Below are 13,205 nucleotides of genomic sequence, written 5' to 3'. Positions count from 1 at the left end.
GCGACGCGCTCAGCGCCGATGACGCCGATGTGGCCCCACGCGATCGGCCGGCGGCATCGCTGCATTTGCATTCGGAAAGGCGGACATGCCACGGCGGGCCAGTTCCGCCTGCGCCGCCGGCGTCAGCGCGCCGCCATTGAGCACGTCGCGTTCGGGATGCATGGCCGCATAGGCCGCCGGCTCGGAGAATTGGGCCGATGCCGCGGTGGCCGCCAGCGTCGACATCAGCAGAGCTGCCGCCAGGCTCCTGAATGCGATCATGATTGGTCTTCCCTGTTGCGCACCAGTTCACGCAGGCGATGATGTAGGCAGGCGAAAGCGGCATCCCAATCACGACCGCGCGAGCCGACGGCCGTTCGTGATCGCGCCATCGCTCAGACGTAGCACGGCAGCCGCTGTCCGGGCAGCAGATCATAGGGCGCCTTCCAGGCGACGCGTCATCGCCGCTGCGGCCGCCGATCATACGGGCGGAGATGAGCCGGCGGCGGAAACACGAGCACCGCGCCGGAGGCGCGCACCAGGCCCATTCGTCCCGCCGGCGTCAGTGCGCCGCCGTTGAGCACGTCGCGATCGGGATACATCGCCTGAAACGCCCCCGGCTCCTGCTCGCCGTAGAACCAACCCTGCGCCGATGCAGGCGCGGCAGTCGCCATCGACAGCAGCACGGCTGCCGCCTTCGATTTCCACATTGTCATGATTGTTCTCCAGGTTCTCAAGGGGCGGAGAGCGCGCACTCGATTGATCGATGCCCTGGTCAGGGCCCTGCCGGTCGAGGCGCGACCGCCTCTGTATTGACCATCGGATGGAGGAAATATTCGCGGCGTCCCGCCGCGCCGGCATCACGACCGCGACAATGGAATGACATCATGGTTCGAGGATCGGCGAAGCGTGATGGGATCGTGACCTGGCGGGTTGGACGTCGCGCGTCGCGCCGTCGACGATATCGACTATGGTGAATCTCGTAGCTGCCCGCCCATGCATGAATCACTGCACCTTCCTCGCATGCGGCAGCGCCGTTCGGCCCGTCGGGCAAATCGGCCGGCGACGACAAAAGCTGTCAAGGTCTTCTGAAAAACATAAATCATTTCGCGCCGTGCCCAAATCAGGCTTATGATGCCTGCGTTTCGTTGCACGGCAGGGGACGTATCGCGATCGTCACGGACGTTGGCAGCGAAATGCGATGGATGCGGCATGTTGCAGCGGGCGAAGCGCCTGCGGACGAACGGCATGGCGCGGACGGCGAAAGCGTGTGGTCCTGGCCTCCCGACGCTGAGGCCAAGCTGGCGGTGATGATCCGCCGGCGACGGGGGCAAGACAGCCGGTCCCCGGGGAGAGCACGTATAAGCGTTAAAACCATCGCGCAGGGAGGGCCGGATCTGTCCGGCTGAACCTGTGGTACCTGCCGCCTGCATTTTTTCCGCAGGCGGGCCACGGGCCTCAGTCGAGGTCCGGCCTTCCCTGCGCCCTCCGCTTTCGGAGGGCCAATGAACCGGCATCCCTCGGGCAATTCGGGCCGCGAGAACAGATCACCATGCCTGGAACGCTCTCGCCACAACTCCCAGCGCCGTCCCGGCACCCATTGGGCGATAGCGCACGCCTCGCGCCACCCGCCTGTTCACGCAGTCGTGTCACGTCCCCCGTAACGCCGGCCGGGCACCGACGTATCTTGCAGCAGAGGCCGGACCGGGCCAGTGTTTCCGGCCGGCGAGACGAGACAAGCCCCCCTCACGAGGATCCGAAGATGCGCCTCACCCGCTCCCTTTTCGTCAAGACAGCCGTGCTCGGTGCGATGGCGGCCGGCATCCTGGCCTGGCAGCCGCTGCACGCCGCCGAGCAGGCCGTTGTGATCCCGCCGCCGGCCCAGGACCAGCCGGCCTCCGACGCGCTGGAAACCGCTGTCGTCGCCGGCGGCTGCTTCTGGGGCGTCCAGGGCGTCTACCAGCACACGGCCGGCGTGGTCAGCGCGGTGTCCGGCTATGCCGGCGGCACCAAGGCCACGGCCGATTACCGCACGGTCTCGAGCGGCACGACGGGCCACGCGGAATCGGTCCAGATCAAGTACGACCCGAAGAAGATCTCCTATGGCAAGATTCTGCAGATCTTCTTTTCGGTCGTGCACGATCCGACCCAGTTGAACCGACAGGGCCCGGACTCGGGACCGCAATATCGCTCGGCGATCTTCACCACCTCGGAGGCGCAGAGGAAGGTCGCGGAGGCCTATGTCGCCCAGCTCGACAAGGCCAAGGTGTTCGGCAAGCCGATCGTCACCAAGATCGGCAAGCTCGACGCGTTCTATCCGGCCGAGGCCTATCATCAGGACTACCTGACGCTGCACCCGAGCCAGCCCTATATTGCCTATAACGACCTGCCGAAGATCGAGAATCTGAAGAAGATCTTCGCGGAGAACTATGTCGAGAAGCCGACGCTGGTCGGCGAGGCCAAGGCAATGAACTAAGGCAACGAACTGAGGCGACGAACTAACTGGGTAACGAACTGAGGCGACGACCTGCGGCCGCGACCGAGGCCGATCAGCGCAATGACAGGGAGCGGACCAGTTCGGTCCGCCCGGAGGACAACAGGATGAGCGACACCAAGACGAGCGACAAGGTCATCAAGAGCGAGGCGGAATGGCGCGAGGAGCTGACGCCGATGCAGTACGCCGTGCTGCGCGAGAAGGCGACCGAGCGCCCGTTCTCGGGCGAATACGAGCATGAGCATCGCGCCGGGACCTACGTGTGCGCCGGCTGCGGCCAGACCCTGTTCGAGTCCGACGCCAAATTCGACTCCGGCTGCGGCTGGCCGAGCTTCACCCAGCCGGCGACGGAGAGCCACATCGACGAGGAGACCGACCATACCCACGGCATGGTCCGCACCGAGGTGCTGTGCTCGAAATGCTCCGGCCATCTCGGCCATGTCTTTCCCGACGGCCCGGGGCCGACCGGCCTGCGCTATTGCATCAACTCGGCGGCCCTGAAGCTGAAGCCGCGCTGACGTCTCCATCGGCCTCGGTTCCGTCACGGACGGTAATCGGGGCCGCTGGGCTGGCGGCCGGCGCGGCGCCGGGGACCAAAACCGGCCACCAGGGGCGAGATTTTAGCCGTGCAGATCGGGCTCTCCTGCATTCACAAGTTGTGGATCGATTAAACCATTGAAAAAATAGGATATTTCAGTAGGCCCCGAACCAGGCCGGATTTACGATGTGAGCGTGCAGGATTCGCATTTCTGCCAAATCGGCCTATATTAGAGACCGTAACTGACTATGCAGGGCCGGGCCGCCTGGAGCGGCAAATCCCGCCCTCCACCCCCGCAATCGCTGGCGTCATTGCCAAGCTGAATGTTTTGAAAGCTCGCGTCAGCGCTTCCAGCCGACAAGAAGAGGTCTCAGACCATGCGTCCACTGCGTCCGTTCAACTTCAACACCTCTGCCGAACTGTTTCCCGCCGCCATCCGCAAGAAGAAGCGGGCGGGCTTCGCCTACCGGCGGTTCGGCACCGCGGCTGAAGCCGTGCGCTTCGCCATGGAGGAGTTGCCTGCGGATTCGCTGAATGGCGCCTACCTGCAGGTCGAGGAAGCCCGCTTCGACCAGAACGGCATCCGCACCTTGTATGAGAGCGAGGCGTTTCCGTTGCCGCGCCGGGGGGTCGACAAGGCGCAGGACGCCGATGCGGCCTGACGGCTGCCAGACCAGTCTTCAACACCCTGCCCCGCCTCGCGCGGGGCAGTTTTTTTATGGGGGTCGGTTTGCGAGGTTTTGGCCCGGTCTCGCAGCGCCTCAACGCGACTGGGTATCCAGCCACCGCCGCAGGATCTTGGCGTTGCGCATGTTGGCGCGGAACAGCACGTCGAAGGCGTCGCCCGCGACGGGGACCATGCCGATCACCCCCTCGACCGCGACATTGCCCAGCATCCGCGTAATGACGTGCCAGGGCGCGCCCAGCGCACGGGCCTCGCGCACCAGCCACAGCGACAGCGCGGTCGCGATGAGGTCGCCGACCACCGGGATCAGGCCGATGATGCCGTCGATGCCATAACGGATGTTGGTGCCGGGCAGGACGAAGGCGACGTCGAGCAGCTTCGCCACGGCCTCCAGCCGCGCGATGCGCTGCTCACGGGTCAGATTGCCGAAGGGATTGGCGGTGTTGAAATCGAAGCGCACACCGTCCGGACCGACGAAGGCGCCGTTGAACGAGGACCGGAAGGAGCCCTGCGGGATCTCACGTCCGTCCTGGTCGATGATCGGTCCGCGCGCCTCATTGGCGTCGAAGTGCGCCTGCGAGGCGCGTCCGCGGCGGGGCGAGGGAGCCATGTGGTCTTGCATACCCATGAGATGGCAACGCGCGGGGCTCGGCACAAGTTGCGTCGAACCGTCGCCTTGTCTCGCCTAGCGGCCCCGGGCGCCGGTCGGCGTCAGCCCGAAGCGGCGCCGGAAGCAGCGGTTGAAATAGGACAGGTCGTTGAAGCCGCAGGCAAACGCGATGTCGCTGATGCGGCGTCCGCCGCCGGCCAGCAGGTCCATGGCCTTGCGCAGGCGCAGCTCGTTCAGCCGGGCCGAGAAGCCGGCGCCGGCCTCATGCAGCAGGTCATTGACGTAGCGCTCGGACAGCCCGGCCGCGACGGCGAGCTTCTGCGCCGAAAAATCCGGCTCGGTGAAGCGGCTGTTCAGAATGGTCAGCAGCCCCGCCAGGCGAACGCTGCGCAGGCCGCCGCGGCCGGCCTTGCGCATCGCGTCGCCGCGCACACCGAGCCCGAGCGCCACCAGATCGAGCAGATGCTGCGCGATCGCCGGGCCGGCCTCGTCGGCCGCGGCGGGATGGGCGAGCAGCAGCTCGCTGTAATCCATCGCCAGCGACAGCGCGCCGCCCGGCGCCAATTCGCGTCCGACCAGATCATCGACACCGGAGACCATCGAGCGCAGCGTCATCATCGGCAGATGCACGTTGACGAAGCGCTTGTGGCTGGCGCCGTCGGCGCTGAAGAAAGGCTCATCGAGCTTGAGCAGCACCATTGCGCCGGGGCGCAGAACGAACTCGCGTCCGCGATGGACGACCATCGCCTCGCGGCTGCCGGCGTTGCGCGCCAGGCAATAGCGGTCGTCATTGGTCGCGAGCACTTGGCGCCGTTCGCGCCTGACACGGGTGAAGGTGCCGTCGCAGCGCCCGAGCAGGGTGGTCCCGATGTGGATCGCGTTCATTGCGGCGCGAAACGGCACGTCCTCGGCCGGATCGAGCTCACCCGTGTTGGAGAAGTGCTCGAACAATTCCGCAAAGCACAAGAAGCGCTGCCTGTCGTCGAGCCCTTTCGGCAGCATGTCGGTCGACAGCATTTTCCTGACGATGGTCATCGAAATCGGACCCGAGGCAAAGGAATTTCCGAAGCAACGCGATCAATGTGGCAGCGGCGGGATGAACGGCCGCTGAAGTCGGCAGAGCTCATCGAGACGGGATCGGGAGCGCCGATCAGTCCAAGTCGCGCGACCGTTCATGCCGATGAGTCCAAGACAGCGGCAACGGGTTCAACTAGCGATGCCGATGGACGCACGCGGACATGCGTTGCGGCCTGCACCCTTCAAGTCGAACAGCCATGAGTACGAGGAGAGATTGAAATGACCATGTCTTCCGCGGCCCGCAAGCTCTGCCTCGGCGCCGCCCTCGCGGGTTGCATCGGGATCGGCTACGCGCTCGGCGCGCAGCCGCACATGACCGCGACTATCACCATGCTGCAATCGGCGCGGGCCGAGCTGGCTCAGGCGACACCGAACAAGGGCGGCCATCGCGAGCGCGCGCTGGGGCTGATCGATCAGGCCATCACCGAGGTGCGTGCCGGCATCGCCTTCGCTGCCGGCGGCTGACCCTTTCGCAAATCACACCAGGGAGACCATCGATGCGAACCATCCTCACCAGCGCGCTCCTGTTGGGAGTTCTCACCGTCGGCGCATCTGCGATGCCGCTGGCTCCGATCGACGCCGGATCCAAGCCTGAGGTGATCCAGGTCGCCGGCGGCTGCGGCCCGGGCTGGCACCGCGGTCCCTATGGCGGATGCCTGCGCAACTACGCCAATCCGGCGGCGCACGCCTGCCCGCGCGGCTTTCACATCGGCCCCGGCGGCCGCTGCCGCGGCAACGGCAGGTAGGGCTGATCGGCTCGTGCGATCGGCTTACGCAGTCGGCGGCTCAGTAACGACCGCCGGCTGCGGCTCCTCAACGAATCTGTGCACCAGCCACGATGACACCGTCGCCGGGATGAAGCCGACCAGCCCGTACAGGATCCACTGCACGATGCCGTATTCGGAGCCATGCGAGGCGTAGTTGAAGGCCGCGAGCAGGAAGGCGATGCCGCCCACCAGCAGCATCCGCAACGTCGGCCCGATGCGCCTGACGTGGAACAGGATGTCGTCGATCGCGCACATCATCAGCGCCGGCAAGAAGCCGAACAGGTAGCTGTATTGCAGCGAGGTGACGAAGACCTTGAACAGCTTGGCCACTTCGCCCGGATTGGTGTTGGTCCAATAACCGGACATGTAGGTCGTGACCAGGAGCAGCGCGAAGCCGCCCAGCGCCGGGCCTACGGCAACGAAGATGAGATATCGCTTCATGCCCAATCTCCTGCCTCGGCGATTCGCCGAACGCGCGAGGCGCGTGCGGCCTGCTCAGTCACCCCACAGCGCGAAGGCGTCGTTGAACGCGCGCTCGCCCGGCGCGCCCTTCTCGATCGCGATGATGGCCCGGCGCTGATTGGTGTAGACCAAGGGAACGTCGAACCAGGAGCGCTCCTTCAGGAGCTGCACGTTGCGGGTCCGGTCGGCGTCGACATTGGACAGGCCGACCAGGAAGAAGCCGTCGGTGACCTTCACCGCAAGGCCCGCCAGCGGCGTTCCGCGCGACTGTTCGTTGGACTTCATCAGGATGCCAGGCACGTTGCCGACGCCGCCGCCCGAGAAGTCCTGCGGCAGGATGAAGGTGAGCTCGGCGGTGTGGCTCGCCGGCAGCGACGTGTCGGTGTTGCGGCGGAACGACATCGTCATCTTGAACTTGCGATCGGGAATCTCGATGTCGGCGCGCACCGCGATATCGGCCTTCTGCGTGCCCGTCGCCTTGATCTGCTCGGTACGCCAGACCACCGAGCCGATGTACTGCTTGCCCTTCGGATCGGCGGGATCCTCGTCATACAGCACGACGCGCTGTGCGACCGGCGCGATCTGGTCCGAGGACGGCGACTGACCGACGCGGTCGGTGATCTTCGGCTTGCTCAGCGGCGCGCCGGTGTCCTTGGGCGCCTCGACCGTCGAGGACGATTTGAACAGGCCATTGACCACCCCGACCAGCGGCCGGCCCCACAGAATTCCGGCGCCGATCAGGATCAGCACGATCCCGGCGGCGATGGCGGCCTTGAACGGAAAGGTCGAGCCGCTGCGCTCCGGCTTCTTCTTGCCCTCGCGATCCGGAGCGGCGCCACGCTGGCGGGTCGAGGTGGCCGGCAGCGCGTAGCGCTCGGCCTCTTGGACCGACTCGTCATAGGAGTACGGCGCCTCGGGCAACGGCGGCCGGTCATCGTCGTCGCCCTCGAGCCGATCGAGATCGGTGGCCGGAACGTTGGCGTAGGTCTTGCGCGCCGCGCGGTTGGCCTGGGCGGTGGCCTTGCCGAGATCGTCGACATCAGCGGTGATGTCGCGGAAGCCGCGCATGGCGGGCGGCGTTGCCGGATTGCCGTTGTCCTGGGCACCGCGGCGGGCGGCGGCCGGACGTTCGCGCACGGGAGGCGCCGCCCCATCCTGTGGAGGCATTTGAGGCGGCTGGGGCCGCGATGGCACAGCTGGTGCGCCAGCGGCAGCCGGCGGCGCTTCCGGTCGCGGATTGCGCGCCGGACGCAGCTCGGCCGTCTCGGCGCCGAGCGGCGGCCGCTCGGCCGGGGCCGCCGGTCGTGGCCGGGGGGGGGCAGTGGCGGCCTGGTCTGGAGTCGGAGTGGGCTGAGTCGAGGGGCTTGCCGGAGCATCCGAATTGCGCGCACCGGCCCGCCGGAGCGCATCACCCGGGCGGGCAGCGCCACTGGACGCCCGCTGCGCCTCGCGGGCACGCTGGGCTGCTTCCGCCTCGACCTTGCGAACGGCCTCCTCGAGCGACAGCCGCTCGCGCGTGATCTCGGACTCGCTGAGCGGCGGCTGGACGCTGCGCAACTGTGCGATCAACGCCGCCCGGGCCCGCTCGTAAAGCGCACGCCGGCTTTCCCCGGGAGCGTTGGGGTCCAATCCGGCAATGGCACGGGCTATCAGCGGGTAGTAGTCGGCCATATCAACTCAATTCGCGCGCTCAGCTGTCGGGTCCCGTCACGCCTCGAAGGGATTCTGGACCAGAATAGTATCCTCGCGTTCGGGGCTGGTGGAAAGCAGCGCGATCGGGCAACCCACCAGTTCCTCGATGCGCCGGACGTATTTGATGGCCTGTGCCGGCAGATCGGCCCAGGAGCGCGCGTTCGCCGTCGGCTGTTTCCAGCCTTCGATCGTCTCGTAGATCGGTTCGACCCTGGACTGCGCGCCCTCACCTGCCGGGAAATGATCGATCTCCTTGCCGTCCAGCCTGTAGCCGGTGCAGACATCGATGGTGTCGAAACCATCGAGAATGTCCAGCTTGGTCAGCGCAAGACCGTTAATGCCGCAGGTCCGGACCGCCTGACGGACCAGGACCGCATCGAACCAGCCGCAACGACGCGGCCGGCCGGTATTCGTTCCGAATTCGCGGCCACGCTCGCCGATCTTGCGGCCGGTCTCGTTGTCCTGCTCGGTCGGAAACGGCCCCTGCCCGACCCGGGTCGTGTAGGCCTTGCACAGGCCGAGTACATAGCCGATCGCGCCCGGCCCGAGGCCGGCGCCCGTGGCCGCCTGCGCCGCTACCGTGTTGGACGAGGTCACGTAGGGATAGGTGCCGTGGTCGACGTCGAGCAGCGCACCCTGCGCGCCCTCGAACAGCATGCGCTTGCCTTCGCGGCGCTTGATGTCGAGCAGCCGCCAGACCGTCTCCGCATAGGGCAGCAGCTTCGGCGCGAAGGCGGTCAGCTCGCGCAGGATCTGCTGGCCGTCGATCGGCTCGAGGCCGAGGCCGCGGCGGAGCGCATTATGGTGCGCGAGCAGGCGGTCGATCTTGTGCGGCAGCGTATCGAGATCGGCGAGGTCCATCAGCCGGATCGCGCGCCGGCCGACCTTGTCCTCATAGGCCGGGCCGATGCCGCGGCGGGTGGTGCCGATCGCGGTCGCCGCGCTCGCAGACTCGCGCAGCGCGTCGAGTTCACGGTGCAGCGGCAGGATCAGCGTGACGTTCTCGGCAACGCGCAGATTGTCCGGGCTGATGGCGACGCCCTGCGACTGGAGCTTGCCGACCTCGTCCAGGAAGGCCTGCGGATCGAACACGACGCCATTGCCGATCACCGACAGCTTTCCGGTGCGCAGCACGCCCGACGGCAGCAGCGCCAGCTTGTACGTCGCGCCGTTGATGACAAGCGTATGACCGGCGTTGTGGCCGCCCTGGAAGCGAACGACGATGTCGGCCTGCTCCGACAGCCAGTCGACGATCTTGCCCTTCCCCTCGTCACCCCATTGGGCGCCGACGACGACGACGTTAGCCATTCGCAGCTCTTTCCTCTGCCAAGATCCAAAACAGCACGATCGGTTCGGACGAAATCGCTTCCGATGAGGGGCCAGCCTGGCCAACCATGCGCCCAGCCCAAATCGCGGCCAGGACCGCTCGCTTGCGAGGCGACCCACCGGATAAAGGAAGCCGCCGGGCTAGGCAAGCGAGAACGGGCCTTCGGAGCACACAAGAGCGCCACCAAGCCTTTGATAAGCCCCAAAATTTCAAGCCGCCCCGGCTGCGGATCGGGCGACCCGGCCGTGCGCTTCTGGCGGCGCATCGACCCGGGCAGTTCCATTAAGCCTCCGAACGGCGGCGAATCTACGATCGAAGCGGCCCGCCCTCAGCTCTGGATGCGGCCGTCGACAACCTCGATGATGCGATCGCAGCGCCGGGCCAGATCAAGGTTGTGGGTGACGAGCAGGAAGCTCGTGCCGACCTCCCGATTGACGTCGCGCATCAGGCCAAAGACCGCTTCGGCAGACTTGGTGTCGAGGTTGCCGGTCGGCTCGTCCGCCAGGACCAGATCGGGGTTCATCGCCAGCGCCCGCGCCACCGCGACCCGCTGCTGCTGGCCGCCCGACATGTTGCTCGCGAGATGGTCGGCGAATTTCGCCAGCCCAACCTGGTCGAGCAGCTTCGACGCCTGCGCCTCGATCTCGGGGCCCGGGAAGCCGCGATCGACCAGCAGCGGCATCATCACGTTCTCCTTGGCCGTGAAGGCAGAGATCAGGAGATGAGACTGAAAGATGAAACCGATGGTATGGCCGCGCAGATGGGTGAGCTCGGTATCACTGAGCGACGCAGTATCCTGGCCCTTGATCGTCAACCGGCCGGAGGTCGGCCGGTCCAAGAGACCGACGATGTTCAGCAGAGTGCTCTTGCCGGAGCCGGACGGACCGATCAGCGCGACGAACTCGCCGCGGTCGACCTCGATGTCGATGTCGTGCAGCACCTCGGTCTCGGTCGGCAGCCCGACATTGTAGGCCTTGCAGACCTTCTCCAGTCGCAGCAGGACCTCAGCCACGGATCGCCACCACCGGATCGAGCTTGGCCGCGCGCAGCGCCGGCGCGGTCGCGGCGAGCAGGCCCGTCACCGTCGCGAGCAGGGCCGTGATGAGAAACAATCGGCGTTCGAGGATCAACGGAAACAACTCCGAGCCATCGGCCTGGCGCTGCACCGCATGCCAATAGATCAGCGCACCCGCGCCCATTGCCGCGCCGAACAGCGAGCCGACGAAGCCGAGCAGCCCGCCCTGCAGCAGGAACACGCGCAAGATCTGTCCGCGCGAGGTGCCCATCGCACGCAGGATCCCGATCTCCTTGGAGCGCTGGATCACCGAGACGATCAGCACGGCCGCGATGCCGAACGCGACCGAGAGCGCGACGAAGACGCGGATCAGCGTGTTGGATGTCGCCTGCGCGCGCACCGCCGTGAAGAACTGCGCGTTGGTCTTGATCCAACTGTCGGCCTTGACGCGATTGGCGGCCTGGATGCGCTGCGCAATGTCCTCAGCGGCATAGATGTCCCGTACGGTGATGTCGATCGTGGTGACGCCGCCGACCATGCCGAGCAGCGACTGCGCCGTGCGCAGCGCGACATAGGCGGAGCGCTGATTGGCGCCCTTGCTGCCGAGATCGACGAGACCAGTCACGATCAGCACGCGGTTGGCGCCGGATGCCGCCTGAACATTGAGCTTGTCGCCGACGATCGCGCCGAGATCCCTGGCGAGCTCGGTACCTATGATGATGTCCTCGCTGGTCAGCCGCGGCTCGCCGGCGACGATGTAGTCCGGCACGCGCACGATTGTGAAGTAGCTCTCCGGCTCGATGCCGGACAGCGTCACGGCGCGGCTGGCGTCGCCGCGAATGGCGAGGGCGGAGCCGGAGATGGTCGGCGACACCGCCGATATCTCCGGCATCGCCAGCATCTGATTGCGGATCTTCGGCCATTGATCGATCGAGATCACGCGCTGGCTCGGACGCTGCACGATGGCATCCTCAATCACGCCATTGTCGTTGCGCAGGGGACGCGCAACCTGATCCGGCGTCAGCAGTTGGATCTGCGGCTGCGAGGTCAGCACCCGCTTGATGAAATTGGCCTCGAGGCCGGCCAGCATCGCCGACATGAACACGATGACGCCGACGCCGATCGCGATGCCGCCGATGATGAACAAGGTCTGCAGCCGGCCCTCGCGCAGGAAACGCACCGCCGCGATCCACTCGAAGGGCAGCCAGCGGTTCACGGCAGCACCGGGCGGAAGCGCTGGCCGGTCAGGATGCCGGAACTCTGGGGCACGGCGATGTCACCGGCGTTCAAGCCGTCGACGATCTCGACATGGCTGTTGCCGCGGATGCCGACGCGCACCGGCTGCTTGGCGGCGCGGCCGTCCTTCACCCCGAGCACCCAGGGCTGGCCCGAGGTGATATCGTGAACCGAGCGCACCGGCAGCTCCAGCGTATCCTTGCGGGAGGCGACCTCGATGTCGACAGACACCGTCATGTCCTGGCGCAGATAGTCGGGCGGGTCCTTGACGATCAGCTTGACCTGGACGGACGCGCGGGAAATATCGATGCCGGGGTTGATGTAGCTGACCACAGCGGGGAAGCGCCTGTCGGGGTAGGCATCGGCCGACGCGAGCGCCGTCTGGCCGAGCGCCAGCTTGCCGAGATTGCGCTCGTCGATCTGCAGGACGAGCTGGAGATCGCCGGCAGGCGCCAGGACGAGCAGCGTCTTGCCGGGCTGCGCCACGGTGCCGCGCTCGACACTGCGCGTGATCAGCACGCCGTCGCGCGGCGCCGAGATCGTCGCATAGCCGAGACGAGACTGCGCCGTGTCGAGATTGGCGCGCGCCTGGTTCAGCTGCGTCTCGGCCATGACATAGTCGCTGCCGCCGGGGCTCGCCGTGAAGACCTGGAATTCGGCGGCACGCTTCTGGGCCAGCGCAACGTCGAGCGTCTTCTGGGCCTCGTCGAGCGCCGCGCGCGTGGCATAGCCGTTGCCGGTCAGCTGCGACGTCCGGTCATAGGTCTGCTGGGCATTGAGCAAGGTCGCCTGCACCTGGCGCAACGCCTCCTTCGCCGACGGCAAGGTCAGCTCGGCGAGCTGGCGCATCCGCGCCTCGGCCTGCGCCACCTGCCCTTGTGCCTGCACCACCGCAGCCTTCAGCTCGCGCGACTCCAGCGAGATCAGCGGCTGGCCCTTGGTAACGTGCTGGCCTTCCAGCACCAGCACCTCCTCGACGGTGCCGGTGATCTGGCTGCCGATCTCGACGCGGAACGGCGTCTCGACGTGACCGCTGGCAACGACCGCCTCGACGAGGTCGCCGCGCCGGACCTGATCGACCACGATGGCAGGCCCAAGCATGACCCGGACGCTTTGCCAGCCGCCAAGGCCGAGCAGCACGATGATGGCGAGAGCGAACCAGCGATGCGCCCAGACCGCCGCTAGGACGGCCGGACCAACGGCGGCTTTCGTAGGGGACGGGAGAGCTGCGGCATGATCGGCCATGATCGTCAACACAAACTCGTCAATGCGGATGATGCCCAGTGACGCGCCATCCATTCCTTGAGTGCGGCCGTCAGCCCG

General features: G+C 66.6%; 15 protein-coding genes. 5 read left to right on the top strand and 10 right to left on the bottom strand.

Going from position 1 to position 13,205, the window contains the following annotated elements; translation table 11 throughout:
• Positions 1-9: 9 nt before the first annotated feature.
• Both QX048_RS08550 and QX048_RS08545 read right to left on the bottom strand, forming a co-directional pair.
• Positions 10-261, bottom strand: a complete 252-nt coding sequence (locus tag QX048_RS08550; RefSeq protein WP_315827655.1) for a hypothetical protein — start codon at positions 259-261, stop codon at positions 10-12.
• Between the two features lie 176 nt (positions 262-437).
• A complete protein-coding gene (locus tag QX048_RS08545) occupies positions 438-695 on the bottom strand; it encodes a hypothetical protein (protein ID WP_315714149.1) in 258 nt (85 codons plus the stop codon).
• 1,046 nt (positions 696-1,741) lie between these two features.
• Here QX048_RS08545 and msrA point away from each other — a divergent pair.
• The 3 genes from msrA (at position 1,742) to QX048_RS08530 (ending at position 3,673) form a co-directional block, all read left to right on the top strand.
• Positions 1,742-2,455 carry a peptide-methionine (S)-S-oxide reductase MsrA gene (gene msrA, locus QX048_RS08540; RefSeq protein WP_315827654.1) on the top strand — a complete coding sequence of 238 codons (714 nt, stop codon included), beginning with the start codon at positions 1,742-1,744 and terminating at the stop codon, positions 2,453-2,455.
• Between the two features lie 125 nt (positions 2,456-2,580).
• Complete coding sequence (gene msrB / locus QX048_RS08535; RefSeq protein ID WP_315750087.1) at positions 2,581-2,991, top strand: peptide-methionine (R)-S-oxide reductase MsrB; 411 nt, start codon at positions 2,581-2,583, stop codon at positions 2,989-2,991.
• A 397-nt stretch (positions 2,992-3,388) separates the two neighbouring features.
• Entirely contained in the window at positions 3,389-3,673 is a 285-nt protein-coding gene (locus QX048_RS08530) for a hypothetical protein (protein WP_315714146.1), read from the top strand.
• A gap of 99 nt (positions 3,674-3,772) precedes the next feature.
• Here QX048_RS08530 and QX048_RS08525 read toward each other — a convergent pair whose 3' ends face one another.
• Together QX048_RS08525 and QX048_RS08520 are read right to left on the bottom strand one after the other, a co-directional pair.
• Complete coding sequence (locus QX048_RS08525) at positions 3,773-4,306, bottom strand: DUF4112 domain-containing protein (protein WP_315750086.1); 534 nt, start codon at positions 4,304-4,306, stop codon at positions 3,773-3,775.
• A gap of 75 nt (positions 4,307-4,381) precedes the next feature.
• Positions 4,382-5,341: an AraC family transcriptional regulator gene (locus QX048_RS08520; RefSeq protein WP_315714144.1), complete on the bottom strand. Its 960-nt coding sequence runs from the start codon at positions 5,339-5,341 to the stop codon at positions 4,382-4,384.
• Positions 5,342-5,602: 261 nt separating this feature from the next.
• On the opposite strand from QX048_RS08520, the gene QX048_RS08515 reads away from it, so the two are divergent.
• Positions 5,603-5,848 (top strand): hypothetical protein, encoded by a 246-nt coding sequence (locus tag QX048_RS08515; protein WP_315714143.1) that lies wholly within the window; start codon positions 5,603-5,605, stop codon positions 5,846-5,848.
• 32 nt (positions 5,849-5,880) lie between these two features.
• On the top strand, positions 5,881-6,129 hold the full coding sequence (locus QX048_RS08510) for a GCG_CRPN prefix-to-repeats domain-containing protein (protein WP_315714142.1): 249 nt from the start codon (positions 5,881-5,883) through the stop codon (positions 6,127-6,129).
• Between the two features lie 24 nt (positions 6,130-6,153).
• On the opposite strand, the gene QX048_RS08505 is transcribed toward QX048_RS08510, so the two are convergent.
• The 6 genes from QX048_RS08505 to QX048_RS08480 form a co-directional block, all read right to left on the bottom strand.
• Positions 6,154-6,591 carry a DUF5413 family protein gene (locus QX048_RS08505; protein ID WP_315714141.1) on the bottom strand — a complete coding sequence of 146 codons (438 nt, stop codon included), beginning with the start codon at positions 6,589-6,591 and terminating at the stop codon, positions 6,154-6,156.
• Between the two features lie 54 nt (positions 6,592-6,645).
• Positions 6,646-8,283: a hypothetical protein gene (locus QX048_RS08500; protein WP_316192016.1), complete on the bottom strand. Its 1,638-nt coding sequence runs from the start codon at positions 8,281-8,283 to the stop codon at positions 6,646-6,648.
• Between the two features lie 36 nt (positions 8,284-8,319).
• Positions 8,320-9,612 (bottom strand): adenylosuccinate synthase, encoded by a 1,293-nt coding sequence (locus tag QX048_RS08495; RefSeq protein WP_315714139.1) that lies wholly within the window; start codon positions 9,610-9,612, stop codon positions 8,320-8,322.
• Positions 9,613-9,959: 347 nt separating this feature from the next.
• Positions 9,960-10,643: an ABC transporter ATP-binding protein gene (locus QX048_RS08490; protein WP_315714138.1), complete on the bottom strand. Its 684-nt coding sequence runs from the start codon at positions 10,641-10,643 to the stop codon at positions 9,960-9,962.
• Entirely contained in the window at positions 10,636-11,862 is a 1,227-nt protein-coding gene (locus QX048_RS08485; protein WP_315750080.1) for an ABC transporter permease, read from the bottom strand. Before QX048_RS08485 ends, QX048_RS08490 begins: the two co-directional genes overlap by 8 nt.
• Entirely contained in the window at positions 11,859-13,127 is a 1,269-nt protein-coding gene (locus tag QX048_RS08480; protein WP_316200371.1) for an efflux RND transporter periplasmic adaptor subunit, read from the bottom strand. The genes QX048_RS08485 and QX048_RS08480 overlap by 4 nt, the downstream gene beginning before the upstream one ends.
• Positions 13,128-13,205 lie beyond the last annotated feature (78 nt).

This window comes from Bradyrhizobium sp. SZCCHNS30572 (genome assembly GCF_032484415.1).
In the GTDB taxonomy this organism is placed as follows: Bacteria; Pseudomonadota; Alphaproteobacteria; order Rhizobiales; family Xanthobacteraceae; genus Bradyrhizobium.
The sequence above is the reverse complement of the archived record's forward strand: the minus strand, read 5'-3'. Positions and strand labels throughout refer to the sequence as shown.

What these genes read in the sequence shown, in the direction of transcription:
- QX048_RS08550 (WP_315827655.1), bottom strand. Translation starts at nt 261, where the DNA reads ATGATCGCATTCAGGAGCCTGGCGGCAGCTCTGCTGATGTCGACGCTG.
- QX048_RS08480 (WP_316200371.1), bottom strand. Translation starts at nt 13,127, where the DNA reads ATGGCCGATCATGCCGCAGCTCTCCCGTCCCCTACGAAAGCCGCCGTT.
- QX048_RS08515 (WP_315714143.1), top strand. Translation starts at nt 5,603, where the DNA reads ATGACCATGTCTTCCGCGGCCCGCAAGCTCTGCCTCGGCGCCGCCCTC.
- QX048_RS08545 (WP_315714149.1), bottom strand. Translation starts at nt 695, where the DNA reads ATGACAATGTGGAAATCGAAGGCGGCAGCCGTGCTGCTGTCGATGGCG.
- QX048_RS08495 (WP_315714139.1), bottom strand. Translation starts at nt 9,612, where the DNA reads ATGGCTAACGTCGTCGTCGTCGGCGCCCAATGGGGTGACGAGGGGAAG.
- QX048_RS08530 (WP_315714146.1), top strand. Translation starts at nt 3,389, where the DNA reads ATGCGTCCACTGCGTCCGTTCAACTTCAACACCTCTGCCGAACTGTTT.
- QX048_RS08500 (WP_316192016.1), bottom strand. Translation starts at nt 8,283, where the DNA reads ATGGCCGACTACTACCCGCTGATAGCCCGTGCCATTGCCGGATTGGAC.
- QX048_RS08525 (WP_315750086.1), bottom strand. Translation starts at nt 4,306, where the DNA reads ATGGCTCCCTCGCCCCGCCGCGGACGCGCCTCGCAGGCGCACTTCGAC.
- QX048_RS08510 (WP_315714142.1), top strand. Translation starts at nt 5,881, where the DNA reads ATGCGAACCATCCTCACCAGCGCGCTCCTGTTGGGAGTTCTCACCGTC.
- msrB (WP_315750087.1), top strand. Translation starts at nt 2,581, where the DNA reads ATGAGCGACACCAAGACGAGCGACAAGGTCATCAAGAGCGAGGCGGAA.
- QX048_RS08520 (WP_315714144.1), bottom strand. Translation starts at nt 5,341, where the DNA reads ATGACCATCGTCAGGAAAATGCTGTCGACCGACATGCTGCCGAAAGGG.
- msrA (WP_315827654.1), top strand. Translation starts at nt 1,742, where the DNA reads ATGCGCCTCACCCGCTCCCTTTTCGTCAAGACAGCCGTGCTCGGTGCG.
- QX048_RS08505 (WP_315714141.1), bottom strand. Translation starts at nt 6,591, where the DNA reads ATGAAGCGATATCTCATCTTCGTTGCCGTAGGCCCGGCGCTGGGCGGC.